The organism is Pseudoxanthomonas beigongshangi (assembly GCF_016820515.1).
GTDB lineage: Bacteria > Pseudomonadota > Gammaproteobacteria > Xanthomonadales > Xanthomonadaceae > Pseudoxanthomonas_A > Pseudoxanthomonas_A beigongshangi.
Genome location: NZ_JADHDV010000009.1, coordinates 80610 through 98892 on the forward strand (window position 1 = coordinate 80610; position 18283 = coordinate 98892).

Annotated in this window: 23 protein-coding genes; 19 read left to right on the plus strand and 4 right to left on the minus strand. The window is 67.4% G+C overall.

The features are described from left to right. Positions 1 to 7 precede the first annotated feature (7 nt). Positions 8 to 808 (plus strand): tRNA threonylcarbamoyladenosine dehydratase, encoded by an 801-nt coding sequence (locus IQ458_RS08700; protein WP_203322545.1) that lies wholly within the window; start codon positions 8 to 10, stop codon positions 806 to 808. Positions 809 to 811: 3 nt separating this feature from the next. Here the strand turns inward: IQ458_RS08700 and IQ458_RS08705 are convergent, their stop codons facing one another. Beyond that, entirely contained in the window at positions 812 to 1579 is a 768-nt protein-coding gene (locus IQ458_RS08705; RefSeq protein WP_203322546.1) for a TatD family hydrolase, read from the minus strand. Between the two features lies 1 nt (position 1580). Further along, entirely contained in the window at positions 1581 to 1814 is a 234-nt protein-coding gene (locus IQ458_RS08710) for a DUF6116 family protein (RefSeq protein ID WP_203322547.1), read from the minus strand. Positions 1815 to 1987: 173 nt separating this feature from the next. Between IQ458_RS08710 and IQ458_RS08715 the strand changes: the two genes are divergently transcribed. The 8 genes from IQ458_RS08715 (at position 1988) to IQ458_RS08750 (ending at position 9374) form a co-directional block, all read left to right on the plus strand. Beyond that, entirely contained in the window at positions 1988 to 2809 is an 822-nt protein-coding gene (locus tag IQ458_RS08715) for a glycine zipper 2TM domain-containing protein (RefSeq protein ID WP_183642143.1), read from the plus strand. 139 nt (positions 2810 to 2948) lie between these two features. Next, positions 2949 to 4112, plus strand: a complete 1164-nt coding sequence (locus tag IQ458_RS08720) for an acyl-CoA dehydrogenase family protein (RefSeq protein WP_183642140.1) — start codon at positions 2949 to 2951, stop codon at positions 4110 to 4112. A gap of 123 nt (positions 4113 to 4235) precedes the next feature. Then, positions 4236 to 4787: a GNAT family N-acetyltransferase gene (locus IQ458_RS08725; protein WP_203322548.1), complete on the plus strand. Its 552-nt coding sequence runs from the start codon at positions 4236 to 4238 to the stop codon at positions 4785 to 4787. After that, the gene (locus tag IQ458_RS08730) at positions 4784 to 5335 is read left to right on the plus strand and encodes a GNAT family N-acetyltransferase (protein WP_183642134.1); all 552 of its coding nucleotides are present in this window, start codon (positions 4784 to 4786) and stop codon (positions 5333 to 5335) included. Before IQ458_RS08725 ends, IQ458_RS08730 begins: the two co-directional genes overlap by 4 nt. Continuing rightward, positions 5332 to 5838 (plus strand): nucleotidyltransferase family protein, encoded by a 507-nt coding sequence (locus IQ458_RS08735; RefSeq protein ID WP_203322549.1) that lies wholly within the window; start codon positions 5332 to 5334, stop codon positions 5836 to 5838. The genes IQ458_RS08730 and IQ458_RS08735 overlap by 4 nt, the downstream gene beginning before the upstream one ends. Further along, on the plus strand, positions 5828 to 6478 hold the full coding sequence (locus IQ458_RS08740; protein ID WP_183642128.1) for a glutathione S-transferase family protein: 651 nt from the start codon (positions 5828 to 5830) through the stop codon (positions 6476 to 6478). The genes IQ458_RS08735 and IQ458_RS08740 overlap by 11 nt, the downstream gene beginning before the upstream one ends. Before the next feature lie 17 nt (positions 6479 to 6495). Continuing rightward, positions 6496 to 8751 (plus strand): thiamine pyrophosphate-dependent enzyme, encoded by a 2256-nt coding sequence (locus IQ458_RS08745; RefSeq protein ID WP_183642125.1) that lies wholly within the window; start codon positions 6496 to 6498, stop codon positions 8749 to 8751. A gap of 80 nt (positions 8752 to 8831) precedes the next feature. Continuing rightward, positions 8832 to 9374, plus strand: a complete 543-nt coding sequence (locus IQ458_RS08750; RefSeq protein ID WP_192197658.1) for an NADPH-dependent FMN reductase — start codon at positions 8832 to 8834, stop codon at positions 9372 to 9374. Positions 9375 to 9378: 4 nt separating this feature from the next. Here IQ458_RS08750 and ubiM read toward each other — a convergent pair whose 3' ends face one another. Both ubiM and ygfZ read right to left on the minus strand, forming a co-directional pair. Further along, positions 9379 to 10617: a 5-demethoxyubiquinol-8 5-hydroxylase UbiM gene (gene ubiM, locus IQ458_RS08755; RefSeq protein WP_203322550.1), complete on the minus strand. Its 1239-nt coding sequence runs from the start codon at positions 10615 to 10617 to the stop codon at positions 9379 to 9381. A gap of 90 nt (positions 10618 to 10707) precedes the next feature. Then, the gene (gene ygfZ / locus IQ458_RS08760) at positions 10708 to 11556 is read right to left on the minus strand and encodes a CAF17-like 4Fe-4S cluster assembly/insertion protein YgfZ (protein WP_203322551.1); all 849 of its coding nucleotides are present in this window, start codon (positions 11554 to 11556) and stop codon (positions 10708 to 10710) included. A 39-nt stretch (positions 11557 to 11595) separates the two neighbouring features. On the opposite strand from ygfZ, the gene IQ458_RS08765 reads away from it, so the two are divergent. The 10 genes from IQ458_RS08765 to lolD are packed head-to-tail and all read left to right on the plus strand — an operon-like array spanning position 11596 to position 18256. Beyond that, positions 11596 to 11784 (plus strand): DUF1674 domain-containing protein, encoded by a 189-nt coding sequence (locus tag IQ458_RS08765; protein WP_141453185.1) that lies wholly within the window; start codon positions 11596 to 11598, stop codon positions 11782 to 11784. A gap of 58 nt (positions 11785 to 11842) precedes the next feature. Continuing rightward, complete coding sequence (sdhC, locus tag IQ458_RS08770; RefSeq protein ID WP_183642112.1) at positions 11843 to 12235, plus strand: succinate dehydrogenase, cytochrome b556 subunit; 393 nt, start codon at positions 11843 to 11845, stop codon at positions 12233 to 12235. Next, positions 12232 to 12615: a succinate dehydrogenase, hydrophobic membrane anchor protein gene (sdhD, locus tag IQ458_RS08775; protein ID WP_183642109.1), complete on the plus strand. Its 384-nt coding sequence runs from the start codon at positions 12232 to 12234 to the stop codon at positions 12613 to 12615. Before sdhC ends, sdhD begins: the two co-directional genes overlap by 4 nt. 4 nt (positions 12616 to 12619) lie before the next feature. After that, complete coding sequence (sdhA, locus tag IQ458_RS08780) at positions 12620 to 14410, plus strand: succinate dehydrogenase flavoprotein subunit (protein ID WP_183642106.1); 1791 nt, start codon at positions 12620 to 12622, stop codon at positions 14408 to 14410. Between the two features lie 18 nt (positions 14411 to 14428). Continuing rightward, a complete protein-coding gene (locus IQ458_RS08785; protein ID WP_203322552.1) occupies positions 14429 to 15211 on the plus strand; it encodes a succinate dehydrogenase iron-sulfur subunit in 783 nt (260 codons plus the stop codon). Positions 15212 to 15215: 4 nt separating this feature from the next. After that, complete coding sequence (locus IQ458_RS08790; RefSeq protein ID WP_203322553.1) at positions 15216 to 15647, plus strand: MAPEG family protein; 432 nt, start codon at positions 15216 to 15218, stop codon at positions 15645 to 15647. Then, positions 15644 to 15895 carry an FAD assembly factor SdhE gene (locus IQ458_RS08795; protein WP_141453179.1) on the plus strand — a complete coding sequence of 84 codons (252 nt, stop codon included), beginning with the start codon at positions 15644 to 15646 and terminating at the stop codon, positions 15893 to 15895. Before IQ458_RS08790 ends, IQ458_RS08795 begins: the two co-directional genes overlap by 4 nt. A gap of 19 nt (positions 15896 to 15914) precedes the next feature. Then, positions 15915 to 16295 (plus strand): hypothetical protein, encoded by a 381-nt coding sequence (locus tag IQ458_RS08800; RefSeq protein ID WP_328805139.1) that lies wholly within the window; start codon positions 15915 to 15917, stop codon positions 16293 to 16295. A gap of 4 nt (positions 16296 to 16299) precedes the next feature. Continuing rightward, the gene (locus IQ458_RS08805) at positions 16300 to 17547 is read left to right on the plus strand and encodes a lipoprotein-releasing ABC transporter permease subunit (RefSeq protein WP_141453177.1); all 1248 of its coding nucleotides are present in this window, start codon (positions 16300 to 16302) and stop codon (positions 17545 to 17547) included. Next, positions 17540 to 18256 (plus strand): lipoprotein-releasing ABC transporter ATP-binding protein LolD, encoded by a 717-nt coding sequence (gene lolD / locus IQ458_RS08810; protein WP_183642094.1) that lies wholly within the window; start codon positions 17540 to 17542, stop codon positions 18254 to 18256. Before IQ458_RS08805 ends, lolD begins: the two co-directional genes overlap by 8 nt. Positions 18257 to 18283 lie beyond the last annotated feature (27 nt).

Here is an 18283-nt window from a genome sequence, read left to right on the forward strand (position 1 = left end):
TTGCCGGATGAAGAAAGTCCTCAAGGATCGTTTCGCCGGCATCGATCGCCTGTACGGGCAGGGCGCGGTCAACCGCTACGCCGAACGGCGCGTGGCGGTGGTCGGCCTGGGCGGCGTCGGCTCCTGGGTGGTGGAGGCGCTTGCGCGTTCCGGCGTCGGCCACCTGACCCTGATCGATGCGGACGACATCTGCGTGTCCAACACCAATCGCCAGTTGCCCGCGCTGGAAGGGCAGTACGGGCGCAACAAGGCCGAAGCGATGGCCGAGCGCTGCCGCGCGATCAACCCGGAAATCGAAATCGAGGTGGTCCCGGCGTTCCTGACCGGCAGCAACCTGGAAGAACTGCTGGATCGCGGCTTTGATCTGGTCCTGGACGCCTGCGACAGTTTCCGCACCAAGGTCGAGATGATCGCCTGGTGCCGTCGGCGCAAGCTGCCGGTCATCGTGTCCGGTTCGGCGGGCGGGCGCACCGATCCCACCCAGATCCGCCTGCGCGATCTCTCCCGCACCGAACACGACGCGCTGCTGGCGCTGGTGCGCAAGAAGCTGCGCGGGGAGTTCAATTTTCCCAAGAATCCGGACCGCTACTTCGGCGTGACCGCGGTGTACTCGCTGGAGAACGTCAAGTATCCGCAGGCCGATGGCAGCGTGTGCGGCCTGCGCCCGCAACTGGGCGCCGACGCGGCGCTGAAGCTCGATTGCGGCGTCGGCCTGGGCGCGGCGACCCACATTACCGGCGCATTCGCGTTCGCCATGGTGGGCAAGGCACTGGAACTGCTGCTCAAGGAAAAGAAGCCGGCGGCCTGAGACTCAGGCGGCCAATCCGAACAGGCGCGCGGCATTGCCGCGCGTGACCGCGGCGATATCGTCCTCGGGTTCGTCACGCAATTGCGCGATGGTCCGGCAGATGAACGACACCCGCGCCGGCTCGTTGCGCTGGCCGCGGATCGCCGCGTCGGGCTGGTCCGGCGCGTCGGTTTCCAGCAGCAGGTTCTCCAGCGGCATCGCGGCGACCAGCCCGCGCAGCCGCTGCGCGCGTTCATAGGTGACCGGCCCGCCGAGGCCGATCAGGAAGCCGGCGTTCCACAACTGGCGTGCCTGCTCCGGGCTGCCGGAAAAGCTGTGCACCACCCCGCGCAGGCCGCCGACGCGGCGCACCGCCGCGATGACCTCGTCCACCGCACGCCGCGCGTGGATGATCAGCGGCAGCTCGAATTCGCGCGCCAGCCGTAGTTGCGCTTCGAAATAGTGCCGCTGGATTCCCGGGTCCAGATCCCCGACGAAATGGTCCAGGCCGCATTCACCGACCGCGACCGGCCGTTCGTTTGCGAGCCATTCGCGCAATTCGTCCAGATGCTCTTCCCGGTGCCGCGCCAGGTACATCGGGTGCAGGCCATAGGCCGGGTGCAGATCCGGTTGATCGCGGCAGAGCGTGCGCAGGGCGGACCAGCCGGCGGCCTCGACCGCCGGGATGATCTGATGGGCGACGCCGGCTTCGCGCGCGCGGGCGATCACCGCGTCCCGGTCGGCATCGAACTCGGCGGCGTCGAGGTGGCAATGGCTGTCGATCAGCCGCACGTCAGCGCGAGGGCCGGCCCGGCTCCAGCGGTGGCGCCGGATCCTTGCGGCGCTTCCAGTTCGCCAGCAGCAGCGTGCCCAGGCCGAACACCAGTTCGTCCAGGAACGGAATCGGATCGATGCCGGGCGGCAGCAGTACGCTCAGCGCGAATAGTCCCGCGGTGATCTTGAACAGGGTGGGGTAACGCAGTCTCCGGGCCCATTCCAGCATGGGCAACAGAAGGGGATTGGCCACGGTGCGGGTCTCCGCAGGGTCGATGGGGCCACACGCTAGCACGTCGCGCGGGACTGCGCCGCCGTTCACGAAAAGTACGATTTCGTCTGCATGAAACGGGGCTTGGTTCAGGTTCGTAGTGGTGGAATGATGCCCGAAATGTGACTCGGGCGAGGCCCGCAATGGAGGCTGCGATGAAGAACAACACCACCATGATTCTGGTCGCTGCCGGCGCGCTGCTGGTGGGCGGCGTGGCGACTGCCGCTTTCATGAAGAGCGGAGACAAGGCCGCTGGCACGCCGACGGCCGAGACCGCGCCGCTGGCCGATCCGGCACTCGCCACCGATGACGCGGCGGCGACCGACAACGTCATTCCGGCCGACACGCTGCAGTACGCCGACGTGCTCAACGTCAAGCCGGTGACCACCAGCGAGAAACTCTACGCGACCGTGATCGGCACCGAACCGGTGCGCGAGACCACCACCACCAGCACCCCGCACGAGGTGTGCCAGGACGTGGTGGTGCAGGAGCGCCTGCCCGAGCGCGACGGCAACACCGGCGGCACCGTGGCCGGTGCGGTCATCGGCGGCCTGCTCGGCAACCAGGTCGGCGGCGGCAGCGGGCGCAAGGCCGCAACCGTGGCCGGCGCGGTGGCCGGCGGCGTGATCGGCAACCAGGTCGACAAGCGCCACGTCGGTGGCCGCGTGGTCGAGCGCACCGAGCGTCAGTGCCATACCGAAACCGCCAGCTCCGAGTCGTCGCGGGTGACCGGTTACAACGTCACGTACCGCAACCCGGACGGCACCACCGGCACCATGCGGATGGACAAGAAGCCGGGCAGCCGCATCCCGATGGGCAATGGCGAGAAGGTGGTCGGCTATGACGTGACCTATCGCCTCGACGGCCAGGAGAACACCGTGCGCTTGGACCAGAAGCCGGACAGCGATCGGCTGCCGGTGATCGATGGCAAGGTGGTCACCCAGACCGCCGCCGTGGCGACTCCCGCCAAGGGCTGAGCCCGGTCCCCGACGTTTCCACGAAACACCCCCCGAAAGGCCGGCGAAATGCCGGCCTTTCCTTTACGACCTGAAGGCTTACCGCCCGCCCGGAGCAGCCCATACAATGCGGGATTGTCCGAACCGGCACGAATCCCGCATGGCCCTGAATCCGTACGACCTGTTTGATGTCCGTTCCCTGCTGTCCGAAGAAGAGCGCGCGGTGCAGGACACCGTGGCCCGCTTCACCGACGAGCGCGTGCGTCCCATCATCGGCGAGGCGTTCGACCAGGGCCGCTTCCCGAAGGAACTCGTGCCGGAAATCGCCGAACTGGGCCTGCTGGGTTCCTCGCTGCCGGAAAAGTACGGCTGCGCCGGCCTGAACGGGGTCAGCTACGGCCTGATCTGCCAGGAACTGGAACGCGGCGACAGCGGTATCCGCAGCTTCGTCAGCGTGCAGTCGTCGCTGTGCATGTATCCCATCTACGCCTACGGCAGCGAAGAGCAGCGCCAGCGCTGGCTGCCCGACATGGCCGCCGGCAAGGTGATCGGCTGCTTCGGCCTGACCGAGCCGCATGGCGGTTCGGATCCGGCCAACATGAAGACCAACGCGCGCCGTGACGGCGACGACTGGGTGATCAACGGTTCCAAGATGTGGATCACCAACGGCAACCTGGCCGACATCGCGATCGTCTGGGCGCAGACCGACGAAGGCATCCAGGGCTTCGTGCTGGAGAAGGGCACGCCGGGCTTCACCGCCCAGGAAATCAAGCACAAGATGAGCCTGCGCGCGTCGGTGACCAGCGCGCTGTTCTTCGACAACGTGCGCGTGCCCGATTCCAGCCGCCTGCCCAACGTCAAGGGACTGAAGGGACCGCTGGGCTGCCTCACCCAGGCCCGCTACGGCATCACCTGGGGGCCGATCGGCGCGGCCATCGCCTGTCTGGACGAGGCGCTGAACTATTCCAAGGAACGCATCCTGTTCAACCGTCCGGTGGCGGCGACCCAGAGCGCGCAGATCAAGCTGGCCGAGATGGCCCGCCGGATCACCCTCGCGCAGCTGCTGTCGCTGCAGCTCGGCCGGCTCAAGGATGCGGGCACCCTGCAGCCGCAGCAGGTATCGCTGGCCAAGTGGAACAATTGCCGCATGGCGATCGACATCGCGCGCGAATGCCGCGACCTGCTCGGCGGCGCCGGCATCACCACCGAGCACGCCGCGATCCGCCACGCACTGAACCTGGAATCGGTCATCACCTACGAAGGCACCGAGACCGTGCACCAACTGGTCATCGGCCGCGAACTGACCGGAATCAGCGCGTTCTGAACCAACTCGCCCGCCGCGGATGCGGCGGGTGCTGCGAAGGGCGGCGGGTGAACGCGGTGCGGGCACCAGGCCCGTGCCGCTGGCCTGGCGTCCTCCGTCCCGCCGCGACATGAGGGGCAGACCTTGAGCATCTTCGATCTGCGACTGGAAACCGAGCGCCTGTGGCTGAGGCCGCAGCGTCGCGAGGACTATGAGGCGTGGGCCGCGTTCGTGGCCGACGAGGAGGCCACCCGCTATATCGGCGGCGTGCAACCGCCCCCGATGGCCTACCGCAGCCTGGCGGCGATGGTCGGCTGCTGGCAGATGGAAGGCTTCGCGATGTTCTCGGTGATCGAGAAGTCCAGCGGTCGTTGGGTCGGGCGGGTCGGGCCCTGGTGCCCGCTCGGCTGGCCCGGCACCGAGATCGGCTGGAGTATCGCCCGCGAGGCCTGGGGCCACGGTTATGCGCCGGAAGCGGCGCGCGCGGCGGCCGACTGGGCGTTCGAGCGGCTGGGCTGGCAGGAAATCATCCACACCATCGATCCGGACAACCAGAATTCCAAAGTGGTCGCGGCCAAGCTTGGCTCGCGCTTCCTGCGCATGGGCGAACTGCCGGCGCCGCATGAAGGCAAGCCGGTCGAAATCTGGGGACAGTCACGCGAACAATGGTTCGCACGGGGAGGAAAGACTGCATGAGCCGGGGCATCGACGAACTGAAACTCGAAACCGAACGCCTGATCCTGCGGCCGCCACGACGCGAGGACTTCGACGGTTTCGCCGAACTCCAGGCCGACGAGGAAGCGGCCCGCTTCATTGGCGGAGCGGTCACCCGTCCGGAAGCCTGGCGCCGGTTCCTGTGGCAGCCGGGCTCCTGGTGGCTCGACGGTTTCGGCATGTTCGCGATCATCGACCGCGCCACCGGCGAATGGCTGGGTCAGTTGGGACCGTGGAAGCCGGAGGGTTGGCCCGGCAATGAAGTCGGTTGGTCGCTCCGGCGGGCGGCCCAGGGCAAGGGCTATGCGCTGGAAGCGGCGCGGCCGGCCATCGACTGGGCATTCGACAACCTCGGCTGGACCGACATCATCCACTGCATCGACGCGGAGAACGTGCCGTCGCAGAAGCTGGCCGAGCGCCTGGGGTCGCGCAAGCTGCGCCAGACCCGGCTGCCGCCGCCGTTCGAGTCGATCGAACTGGATGTCTGGGGCCAGAGCCGCGACGCGTGGCGCGCGGGACGCGGCGAGTGATCGCACCCGCTTCCATCGATACGCGCCTGATGGCCACGCTGGCCGGCCTGGTGCCGATCGCACGCGCGTGCTTCCGCGATCCCTGGTGGGTCATCGGCAGCGCCGCGATGCGCCTGGCGGGCGTCGATGGTCCGGAGCCGAACGACGTCGATCTGCTATGTAGCGCGCGGGATGCCGATGCCCTGGCAGAAGCGTGGACGGCGCATCGCGACGCTCACTATCGTCCCGCCGATGACGGCCGTTTCCGATCCCGCTTCGCACGCTTCGCGCATCTGCCGATGCCACTGGAGGTGATGGGCGATCTGGAAGTCCGCGTGGCGGACGACTGGCAGCCCGTGCAGGTGGCCTCGGAGTTGCAGGTGGAGGTGAACGGCCACGCCATCCCCGTGCCGACGCCATCCGAGCAGCGACGCATCCTGCTGCTGTTCGGCCGCGACAAGGATCTGGCCAAGGCGCGACGCATTTCCGCATTCCTCGCCACCCGGGAACATCATGTCCACTGAATCGATCACCGTGCACGGCTATTCAGTGTCCGGCAACTGCCACAAGGTGCGCCTGCTGCTGGAACAACTGGGACGCGACTACCGCTGGGTCGAAGTCGACAGCCCGAACGGCGCCACCCGCACGCCGGACTACCTGGCCAAGAATCCGAACGGCAAGGTGCCGATGCTGGAACGCGGCGATGGTCGCGTCCTGACCGAATCCAACGCCATCCTGTGCTGGCTGGCCGAGGGCAGCGCGTACCTGCCGGCCGATGCCTGGCAGCGGGCGCAGGCGTTGAGCTGGCTGTTCTTCGAGCAATACAGCCATGAGCCCTATGTCGCGGTGGCGCGCTTCATCCGTGGCTGGACGCCGCCGGATTCACCACGACGCGCCGATCTGCCACGCCTGATCGAGCGCGGCGAGCAGGCGCTGGCGGTGATGGAACGCCATCTCCAACAGGCGGACTGGTTCACCGGAGACGACTATGGCGTCGCCGACATCGCCCTGTTCGCCTATACGCATTGCGCCGCCGATGGCGGCTTCGAGCTGTCGAAGTTTCCCCGTGTTTCCGCCTGGTTGTCGCGCGCGAGCGCGACGCCGGGTTTCATCCCCATGCCCCCGGTCGCCGACGATGTCGCCGAGCGCCTGGCGAATTCCTGAATCCATCCACGAGTGCCATGACCGTCCAGACCATTCCCGCCCGCATGAAGGGCCTCAACCGCGCCGAAATCTGCGATCAGAACTTCACCGAGTTCGTGAAGGTCTGGAACGGCCAATCCGGCCGTGGAACCGCATCCGCCATCCTGCCGGGCAGCGCGCTGGATCGGCAGGGATTCGCCGACCTGCTGGAATCCCAGCTGATTTCGCGCCACCTGGATCTGATGGCGCGCGTGCTGCGCGTGCAGAACAAGGTCTTCTACACCATCGGCAGCTCCGGCCACGAAGGCAATGCGATGGTCGCGCGGTTGACCCGGCACACCGATCCGGCGTTCCTGCACTACCGCAGCGGCGGTTTCATGGCCGAACGCTTCCGCAAGCTTCCGGGCATGGATCCGGTGATGGATTCGGCGCTGTCGTTCGCCGCCAGCGCCGAGGATCCGGCCTCCGGCGGACGCCACAAGGTGTGGGGCAGCAAGCCGTTGTGGGTGCTGCCGCAGACCTCGACGATCGCCTCGCACCTGCCGAAGGCGCTGGGCACGGCGATCGCCATCGAGCAGGCCCGTCGCATCGGCCATGCCTCGCCGATTCCGGAAGACAGCATCGCCATCTGCTCGTTCGGCGACGCCTCCAGCAACCACGCCACCGCGCAGACCGCGTTCAACGCGGCGGCCTGGACGGCCTACCAGAAGCTGCCCGCGCCGGTCCTGTTCGTGTGCGAGGACAACGGCATCGGCATTTCGGTGAAGACGCCGGATGGCTGGGTGGGACGCAATTTCCGTGATCGCGCCGACCTGGATTATTTCTACGCAGACGGTCTGGACCTGGCGAACGGTTACGGCCAGGTGCAGGCGGCGGTCGAACATTGCCGCACCACCCGGCGTCCGACCTTCCTGCACCTGCGCACCACCCGCATCATGGGCCATGCCGGTACCGACTTCGAAATCGAATGGCGGCCGATCGAGGAACTGGTGGCGGTGGAAGCCACCGACCCGCTGCTGCGTTCGGCGGCGATCGCGCTGGAATCCGGCCTGATGAGCCGCGAGGAGTTGCTGGCGTTCTACGAGAACATCCGCCAGCGCTGCTTCGCCGCCGCCGAGGAAGCCGATCGCCGGCCCAAGATCACCACGCTGGAGGAAGTGATCGCGCCGCTGGCGCCGTATACCCCGGACAAGGTGGCCGCCGAAGCCGCGCGCAACGCGCCGCACGACAAGCGAGTGGCCGCGTTCGGCAGCGAGGAAAAGCTGCCGGAGAAGCTGCCGCCGCGCCATCTCGCCATCCAGATCAACAATGCGCTGCACGATCTGTTCTGCAAGTATCCCGAGACGCTGTTGTTCGGCGAGGACGTGGCGCAGAAAGGCGGCGTGTACACGGTCACCAAGGGCCTGCACAAGGCGTTCAAGGGCAGCCGCGTGTTCAACACGCTGCTGGACGAGACGATGATCCTCGGCCTGGCCCAGGGTTACGCCAACCTGGGCATGCTGCCGCTGCCGGAAATCCAGTACCTGGCCTATTTCCACAACGCCTGCGACCAGATTCGCGGCGAGGCGGCCAGCCTGCAGTTCTTCAGCAACAACCAGTACCGCAACCCGATGGTGGTGCGCATCGCCGGCCTGGGCTACCAGCGCGGCTTCGGCGGGCATTTTCACAACGACAACTCGATCACCGCGCTGCGCGACATCCCCGGCCTGGTCGTCGGCTGCCCCTCGCGTGGCGATGACGCCGCGATGATGCTGCGCACGCTGGCGGCCCTGGCCAAGGTCGATGGCCGCGTCACCGCGTTCCTCGAGCCGATCGCGCTGTACATGACCAAGGACCTGTACGAGCCCGGCGACGGCCAGTGGCTGTTCCCGTATCCCGCGCAGGACCAGGCGATGGTACTGGGCGAAGGCCGCGTGTATGACGCCGACGCCGACGACCTGGTCATCTTCAGCTACGGCAACGGCGTACCGATGAGCCTGCGCGCCGCACGCAGCATCGAGGCGAAGCATGGCTGGAAGGTAAGGGTGGTGGACCTGCGCTGGCTGGTGCCGCTCAACGAGGCGTTCATCGTCGAACAGGCCGCGACCGCCAAGCGCATCCTGATCGTCGACGAGGGCCGCCATTCGGCCGGCGTGGGCGAGGGCATCATCACCGCGATCGCGGAGGGCGGCTATCGCGCGCGCCCGTTCCAGCGCGTGGTCGGCACGGACACCTACACGCCGTTGGCCGGCGCCGCGTTCCTGGTGCTGCCGGGCGACGAGGACATCGTGGCGGCGGCGGATCGGCTGGCCTGAGCCACGCGTGATGCGACAGGGCATTGCCCTGTCGCGGGGCTGGTATGCTCGTGGCCCTTTCACCGCAACGGGAGTTCTCCATGCCAGCACCGGTCGTGGCCATCATCATCGGCAGCCTGCGCAAGGATTCCTTCAACCGCCAACTGGCCGGCGCGGTGCAGCGGTTGGCCGGGGATCGGTTTGCGTTCCGGGTCCTGGAAATCGGCGATCTGCCGCTCTACAACCAGGACGACGACTCGGATTTTCCGGCTGCGGGCCTGCGCTTCAAGCAGGGCATCGAGCAGGCCGACGCGCTGCTGTTCGTCACTCCCGAATACAACCGATCGATGCCGGGCGTGCTGAAGAACGCGATCGACGTGGCCAGTCGTCCGGCCGGCAGCACCACCTTCGCCGGCAAGCGCGCCGGCATCATCGGTACGTCGCCGGGCATGCACGGCACGGTGTCCTCGCAGCAGCACCTGCGCAACGTGTTGGCGGCGGTGGACGTGGCGGTGCTGCCGCAACCGGAGATCGCCATCCAGTTCAAGGAAGGATTGATCGACGCGGCTGGCGATGTCGTCGACGAGCGCGCCCGCAGGCGCCTGCAGATGTTCCTGGATCGCTTCGAGACCTGGCTGGGCTGAGCGATCAGGCGCGGCGCGGCAGCAGCTGCGCCAGGCCCCGGCGCACGCGCGCCGGCAGCGGGGCGTCGAGTGGCGCATCGTCCACCAGTTGCGCGGCCAGCAGGCGCCGGAACGGCCGCAACTGCTGGCCTGCGCGCAGGATGGTTTCCCGCAGCTTCCGCACCGGCGGGCGATCATCGGTGAACACCCGCACGACGGTGGCGGTGGCCAGATAGAGCGGCAGGCTGCCGGCGCGATGGCGGCGCTGGTAGCGCGCCAGCAGCGCATCGCCGCCCAGGTCGCGGCCCTGCGCCCGCGCGGTGCGGGCGAGTTCCGACAACCGCTCCACGCTGGCCAGGCCCAGGTTGAATCCGTGCGCGGTCACCGGGTGCATGCCCACGGCCGCGTCGCCGGCCACCGCGAAACGCTGGCCGACGAAACGGTGCGCATAGACGCCGACCAGCGGATACACGTGGCGGCTGCTTTCCAGCTGCATCGCGCCAAGGCGATTGCCGTAGCGCTCGCGCATGCTGGCGGCGAATGCCTCGGCGGGCAGATCCTGCAGTCGCCGGGCTTCCGCGTGGGGCACGGTCAGCACCGCGGAGGAGAGATGTTCGCGCAACGGCAGCATGGCCAGGGTCTGGCCATGGCCGAACCATTCCCATGCGATGCCATGGTGCGGAAGCTCGTGCTGCATCCGGCATACCAGCATGCTCTTGCCGAAATCGTTCTGGTAGGCGCCGATGCCGAGCGCGCGACGGGTTTCCGAGAAACGGCTGTCGGCGGCGATCAGGAGCGACGCGTGCAGGCGCGTTCCGTCCTGCAGATTCACTTCGGCTTGCTCCGGCGTGGTCCGGACCGATTCGATCCGCGCGTCCGGATACCAGTCCAGCGTCGGCAGGCCCTGGACGGCCCGCCAGGCGGCGGCGCGGATGCGGTGGTTCGGCACCAGGCTGCCCAGTTGCGACCTGCCGACCAGCACGCCTTCCACGGTCATCCAGTGCGGCGATTCGCCTTCCATGACCCGCGCCGCGCGCAGCGGGGCGACATCGTCCTGCGGAATGTATTCCCACACGCCGAGTTCGCGCAGCAGGCGGATCGAAGCCTGGGTGAGGGCGATCTCGCGTCCGTCGAACGCCGGTTCGGCGATGGCCGATTCCGGCTGCCGTTCGAGCAGTGCCACCCGCAGGGATTGCCCGGCCAGGGCGCGGGCCAGGCACAGTCCCGCCGGGCCGGCTCCGATGATGATCACGTCGTGGCGCATGCAGATACATCCTTGCGGAAAGCAACTTTCCGCAGTGTAGGCATCCGCCGGCGCGCGTAATTGACCTGGATCAAGCTGGCGCGGACGCAGTCAGTCCAGTAGCGGGATTTCCTTCAAGGCGACGCCACCCGCCGCCAGCGTGGCCGGTTCGCGTTCCAGCGGCATCACCCCGAGCGCGAGCGCGGGATTGCCCGCCTGGGCGCAGATGATTTCGCCGATGTCACGGTTGCCGTCGGTGACCGCGTTGCCCGGATCCGGCGGCACATCGCTTTCAAACAGGACCAGCGCACGCTTGGCCTTGCCGAGGAAATGGGTGCGGGCAACGATTTCCTGACCCGGATAGCAACCTTTCTTGACGCTGTAGGCGTTCAATCGATCGAGCGAAAGCTGTTGTGGCGTCCATTGTTCGCGCTGGCTTTCGGGCAGGCGGGGCAGGCCGTGGCGCAGATCGTGCCTTCGCCAATCGGCGACGTTGGCGGTACCGGCGACCGGTCCGCCGCCAATCCGCCAGTGGCGAGCGCCGCCGGCATCGGTCCGATCCAGTTCCAGCGCCTCACCGGACTTCCCGAGCAGGGTACCGCTGGCTTGCGCGGGAGACGCCATCACGCCCTGGACCACCAGATCCGGCCGCACGGCGATCTTCAACTTTCGTCTGAAGACATAGCGCTGCAAGGCCGCGGCCAGCACCTCGGCGGGATAATCCGGCAGCACCAGCAACAGTTCCTGCTCGCCGGGGCGGGCGAGGGCAAACAGCGCAATGACGCGCCCCTTGGGCGTCAGCCAGGCGCTCCATTGCCACTGTCCCACCGCCAGCGAGGCCACTTCGCTGCTGAACTGCGCATGGGCGAAAGCCACGGCATCCGGGCCTTCCAGGCTCAGGACCGCGTGGTCGGACAGCGCTGTCGCGGGTGTTTCCGGAGGGGGCAGGTTGTCAGCCAAGGGGGTGGGGATTAAAATTTTGTGCACTGCGAGACCCCTATGATAGGCGAAACAGCTCCCATCCCTGACGCCGACGCCGGAACACTGCCGTCCGAAAACGCGCCTGCCGCTCCATCCGGCACCCACGCGGAACCGGCGCCAGCGCAGAAGGAAATAGGGGGGCGCGACGGTCCCGAGCCGACGCGTTACGGGGATTGGGAAAAAAACGGGCGCTGCATCGATTTCTGATCCGCAGCATTGAGCCAACGCGGTCAAGGCGACCGCCCAGCCGAGAAAGAGTCAGCGAATGGCGACACACCAACGTCCGCTTTCCCCCCATCTGCAGGTCTACCGATGGCAGATCCAGATGGCGACCTCCATCCTGCATCGAGGTACCGGCATCTTCCTGGCCCTGGGCGCGCTGGTGATTGCCGGCGGGTTGATGGCGTTGATGCTGGGACCGGAGTCCTGGAATTGCTTCACCGCGATCGCCGGCGCCTGGTATGGCCAGGTGTTCCTGTTCGCGTGGACCTGGGCGTTCGCCTACCACCTGTGCAACGGCATCCGCCACGTGGTCCAGGATTTCGCGATTGGCTTCAGCATTCCCGCCTTCATCCGCAGCAGCTGGTTGTCGGTGATCGGCAGCCTGGTCATCACCGCCGCGGTCTGGGGCTTCGTCCTGTCGGGAGGTGCCGCATGAGCCGCTTCCGCACCCCGCTGAAGGGCGTGCGCGGCCTGGGTTCGGCCAAGACCGGCACCGCGCATTTCGTCAACCAGCGCCTGACCGCCACCGCGCTGGTCCTGCTGGGCATCTGGTTCCTGGTGTTCGTGGTCAACCTGATCGGCGCGGACTACGTGGCCGCCACCGAGGCGGTGTCGCGTCCGTGGAACGCGGTGCTGCTGGTGGGCTTCCTGATCACCATGTTCTGGCACGCGCAGCTCGGCCTGCAGGTCGTGCTGGAAGACTACGTCCACCACTCGCTGCTGGCCCTGGTGGTCCAGACCGCGGTGCGCTTCATCGCCGTGCTCGGCGCCATCATCAGTGTTTTCGCGGTGGCCCGCATCGCGCTGGGGAATTGACGAAATGTCCGCTTACAAGATCACCGAACACAAGTACGACATGGTCGTGGTGGGCGCCGGCGGCGCCGGCCTTCGCGCGACCTTCGGCCTGGCCGCCAAGGGCCTGCAGACGGTCTGCCTGACCAAGGTCTTTCCGACCCGTTCGCATACCGTGGCCGCGCAGGGCGGCATTTCCGCCGCGCTCGGCAACATGGGCGAAGACGACTGGCGCTACCACTTCTACGACACCATCAAGGGGTCGGACTGGCTGGGCGACCAGGACGCGATCGAATACATGTGCCGCGAGGCGATTCCGGCCATCATCGAGCTGGAACACTACGGCGTGCCGTTCAGCCGCACCGAGGAGGGCAAGATCTACCAGCGCCCGTTCGGCGGCATGACCACCCGCTACGGCGAAGGTCCGCCGGCACAGCGCACCTGCGCCGCCGCCGACCGCACCGGCCACGCGATGCTGCACACGCTGTACCAGCAGTCGCTGAAGCACGACGCGCGCTTCATGATCGAGTACTTCGCGCTCGACCTGATCTTCGATGAGGAGGGCGTCTGCCGCGGCGTGCTCGCCCTGGACATGGCTGAAGGTTCGCTGCACCTGTTCCGCGCCCACGGCGTGGTGCTGGCCACCGGCGGCTACGGCCGTGCCTACTTCAGCGCCACCTCCGCCCATACCTGCACCGGCGACGGCGGCGGGTTGGTGATGCGCGCCGGCCTGCCGATGCAGGACATGGAATTCGTGCAGTTCCACCCGACCGGCATCTACGGCGCCGGCTGCCTGATCACCGAAGGCGTGCGTGGCGAGGGCGGCATCCTGCGCAACAGCAACGGCGAGCGGTTCATGGAGCGCTATGCGCCACACTACAAGGATCTGGCCTCGCGCGACGTGGTGTCGCGTTCGATGACCATCGAAATCCGCGAAGGCCGCGGCGTCGGCGAGCACAAGGATCACATCCTGCTCGACCTGACCCACCTGGGGCCGGAAGTCATCAACGAGAAGCTGCCGGGCATCGCCGAGAGCGCGCACATCTTCGCCGGCGTGGACGTGACCAAACAGCCGATCCCGGTCATCCCGACGGTGCACTACAACATGGGCGGCATCCCGACCAACTACCACGGCGAAGTGGTGCGCAAGGTCGGCGACAACCCCGATGCGGTGGTTCCGGGCCTGTACGCCATCGGCGAGGCGGCCTGCGTGTCGGTGCACGGCGCCAACCGCCTGGGTTCGAACTCGCTGCTGGATCTGGTGGTGTTCGGCCGCGCGGTGGCGAACCGCTGCGCCGAGACGATCAAGCCGGGCGGAGCACACAAGCCGCTGGCCGGCGACGCCTGCGACAAGGCGCTCTCGCACCTGGACAAGCTGCGCAACGCCAGCGGCGACACCCCGACCGCGGTCATCCGCGACCGCATGCAGCGCACCATGCAGGCCGACGCGGCGGTGTTCCGAACCAGCAAAACGCTGAAGGAAGGCTGCGAGAAGATGGCCGACATCTTCAAGTCCTTCGAGGACGTGAAGGTCAGCGATCGCTCGCTGGTCTGGAACTCGGACCTGATCGAAACCTACGAACTGCACAACCTGTTGCTCAACGCGGTGGCCACCATCAACTCCGCCGAGCAGCGCCACGAGAGCCGCGGCGCGCACGCGCACGAGGACTTCCCCGAGCGCGACGACGTCAACTGGCAGAAGCACACCCTGGTCAGCGTCGACGAGCAGGGCCAGTGCAATTTCGATTTCCGCCCGGTGCACATGTACACGTTGACCGACGACGTCGACGTGGTGCCGCCGAAGCCGCGCGTTTACTGATCGGGAGAGACTAGAGCAATGGCCGAATTCGCACTCCCGAAGAACTCGCGCGTCCAGAAGGGCAGGCATTTCCCCGCCCCCGGCGCGAAGAACCCGCGTACCTTCAAGGTCTATCGCTGGAATCCGGAAGACGGGCAGAACCCGCGCCTGGACACCTACGAGGTGGATCTGGCGGCCTGCGGTCCGATGGTCCTGGACGCGCTGATCAAGATCAAGAACGAGATCGATCCGACCCTGACCTTCCGCCGCTCCTGCCGCGAGGGCATCTGCGGTTCGTGCGCGATGAACATCGACGGCACCAACACCCTGGCCTGCACGCGCGCCATCGGCGACTGCAAGAAGGCCGAGGTGCCGATCTACCCGCTGCCGCACATGAACGTGGTCAAGGATCTGGTCCCGGACCTGACCCACTTCTACGCGCAGTACGCCTCGATCAAGCCGTGGATCCGCACCCAGACGCCCGCGCCGCCGGATCACGAGCGCCTGCAGTCGCCGGAGGACCGCAAGAAGCTGGACGGCCTCTACGAATGCATTCTGTGCGCCTGCTGCTCGACCAGCTGCCCGAGCTACTGGTGGAACGGCGAGCGCTACCTCGGTCCGGCGATCCTGCTGCAGGCTTACCGCTGGATCATCGATTCGCGCGACGAGGACACCGGTGCGCGCCTGGACGACCTGGAAGATCCGTTCAAGCTGTACCGCTGCCACACCATCATGAACTGCGCGCGGACCTGCCCGAAGGGGCTGAATCCGGCGCTGGCCATCGCGGAAATCAAGAAGCTGATGATGGAGCGGCGCGCCTGACGCCATGGATACGCCGTCCGCCACTGCGATCCTCTGGCCCGCGGTGGCGATGGCGGGACTGACGTTCCTGGTCTGGATCCGTCTGTATCACCTGCGGCTGGGCGAGATGATGCGCAAGCGCATCGACGCGCAGGCGCTGGCCGGATCGGCCGACGCGGCGCGTCTGTTGTCCGACACCCGCGCGTCGGACAACTTCCGCAACCTGTTCGAGGTGCCGGTGTTGTTCTACGCGGGCGTGCTGCTCGCCGCCCAGGCCGGCATCGGCGACCTCGTCATGCTGGTGATGGCGTGGGCGTTCGTCGGCCTGCGTGCGGTGCACAGCGGCGTGCAATGCACGATCAATCACGTGATGACCCGCTTCGTCGCATACGCCCTGGCGACGCTGGTCCTGATGGTTTTCTGGGCGCGCATGGCCTGGCTGCTCTGGTTGGCATGAATCCCCAAGACGTGGAACTCAAGCGCATCCGCTGGCGCTGCCGGCGCGGCATGCGCGAACTGGATCAATTGTTCGAACGCCACCTCGATCGCGCCTGGGCGGGATCTTCCGAGGCCGAGCGCGGTGTTTTCCTACGGCTGCTCGATTGCGAGGACGATAAGCTCTGGCGCTGGTTCATGGGCTACGAGCAATGTCCCGATGGCGAACTCGCCGCACTCATCCAGCGCATCCGCGCCTTGCCGGCTTGAATGGCGCCCCTCGCGCCTGTTGTGCGCGATCCTGATCCTGCTGGGCATCGGCGCCGGCCTGGCGGTGCTGGCCAGCGAAATGCCGCGTGCCGCGGCCTGGCCGCTGGCGATGGGCGCCGCGTTGCAGGGTGTCCGCCTGGCCCGTCGCGAAGCGCGCAGGCCGGTCCTGTCCTGGGTCTTCCCGGCCAGCGGCCCGGTGACCATGGAGGGGATACCGGTGCGGGAGGCCGAACTGGTCTGGCGCGGGCCGCTGGCCATCCTGCACTGGCGGGACCGGCGGGGACGCCGCCACCGCCTGGGCTGGTGGCCCGACACCCTGCCGGCCCCGGCCCGGCGTGAACTGCGGCTGGCCGCTGGCATCGATGGTGCTTCGCGCGCCCCCCGGCCGATGGCACCATAGGCCGATGTTCAAACCCGTCCCCGTCGCCATCGGCCTGCGCTATCTCCGCGCCAAGCGCCGCAACGGCTTCATCTCCTTCATCTCGCTGGCTTCCATCATCGGCATCGCGCTCGGCGTGGCGGTGCTCATCACCACGCTGTCGGTGATGAATGGCTTCCAGCGGGAAATCCGCGATCGCCTGCTGCAGATGACCGCCCATGCGACCGTGGCCGGCGCCGGCGAGGACATGCAGGACTGGCCGCACGCGGTGCGTGTGGCGATGCAGGATCCACGCGTGGCCGGCGCGGCGCCCTATGTGGACGTACAGGCGATGCTGTCCGGCAACGCGGATCCGCAGGGCGCGCTGGTCCAGGGCATCGTGCCCTCGGAGGAGCGCAAGGTGTCGGTACTGGGCGACAAGATGAAGGCGGGACGGCTCGACTCGCTGCAGCCCGGCGAATTCAACATCCTGCTGGGGCAGGAACTGGCCGCCTGGTTGCGGGTGGGCGTGGGCGACAGCGTGGTCGTGACCGCCGGCAACTTCCAGGGCACGCCGATGGGGGCGATGCCCAAGATCAAGCGTTTCACCGTGTCGGGCATCTTCGCGGTGGGCCACAACGACATCGACCGCAACCTGGCGGTGGCGCACATCGCGGATCTGCAACGCGTGCTGCGGATGGGCGACGGCGTGACCGGCGTGCGCCTGAAGCTGCACGACATGGACCAGGCGATGACCGTGGCGCGCGATCTGGTCTACCGGCTGGGGCACGTCTACCGGGTCAGCGACTGGATGAGCCAGAACGCCAACCTGTACCACTCGCTGAAGATGGAAAAGACGGTGATGGGCATCCTGCTGTCGCTGATCATCCTGATGGGCGCGTTCTCGCTGGTGAACTCGCAGGTGATGCTGGTGACCGACAAGCAGGCCGACATCGCCATCCTGCGCACGCTGGGGCTGACCCCGCGCGGGGTGATGCAGGTGTTCATGGTGCAGGGGTCGCTGATCGGCATCATCGGCACCGTGGCCGGCGTCATCGGCGGCATCGCCCTGACCATGAACCTGGAAAGCATCCTCGACGTCATCGAGAAAGTGTTCAACGTGACCCTGTTGCCGCCGGACGTCTACTACATCACCGGCCTGCCGTACGACCTGAGGCCCGACGATGTGACGACCATTGCCTGCGTGGCGCTGGCAATGAGCTTCCTGGCCACGCTGTACCCGGCCTGGCGCGCGGCCCGGACCCAGCCGGCGGAGGCCCTGCGCTATGAGTGAGAAGACCGCGACGGCCGACGGCACCGTCATCCGCGCCGACCACCTCGGCAAGACCTATGCCGAGGGCAAGATGCGCACGCCGGTGTTCGATGGCCTGGAACTGGCCGTGCATCCCGGCGAGACGGTCGCGATCGTCGGCGCGTCCGGCGCCGGCAAGAGCACGTTGCTGCACCTGCTGGGGGGGCTGGACACGCCGACCGCGGGCGAGGTGTACGTCGCCGGACAGAAGATGTCGGCGCTGTCGGACGCGGCGCGCGGCCAGCTGCGCAACCGCGCGCTCGGTTTCGTCTACCAGTTCCATCACCTGCTGCCGGAATTCACCGCGCTGGAGAACGTGATGATGCCGGTGATGCTGGGCGGCACCGATGCGAATGCCGCGCGCCAGCGTGCGCGCGACCTGCTGGAAGCGGTCGGTTTGGGCCACCGCATCGAGCACAAGCCCGGTGAACTGTCCGGCGGCGAGCGCCAGCGCGCCGCGGTGGCGCGCGCGCTGGTCAACCAGCCGGCCTGCGTGCTGGGTGACGAACCCACCGGCAACCTGGACGAAAAGACCGCCGCGACCGTGTTCGATCTGATGCTCGGCCTCAACCGCGCGCAGAAGACCAGCCTGGTCCTGGTCACTCACGATCGTCGCCTGGCCCGTCGCCTCGACCGCGTGCTGGAACTGCACGAAGGCAAGCTGCGCCAGCTCGCCCACGCCGACGTCTGACCGTAGAGCGGAGCTTGCTCCGCTGTT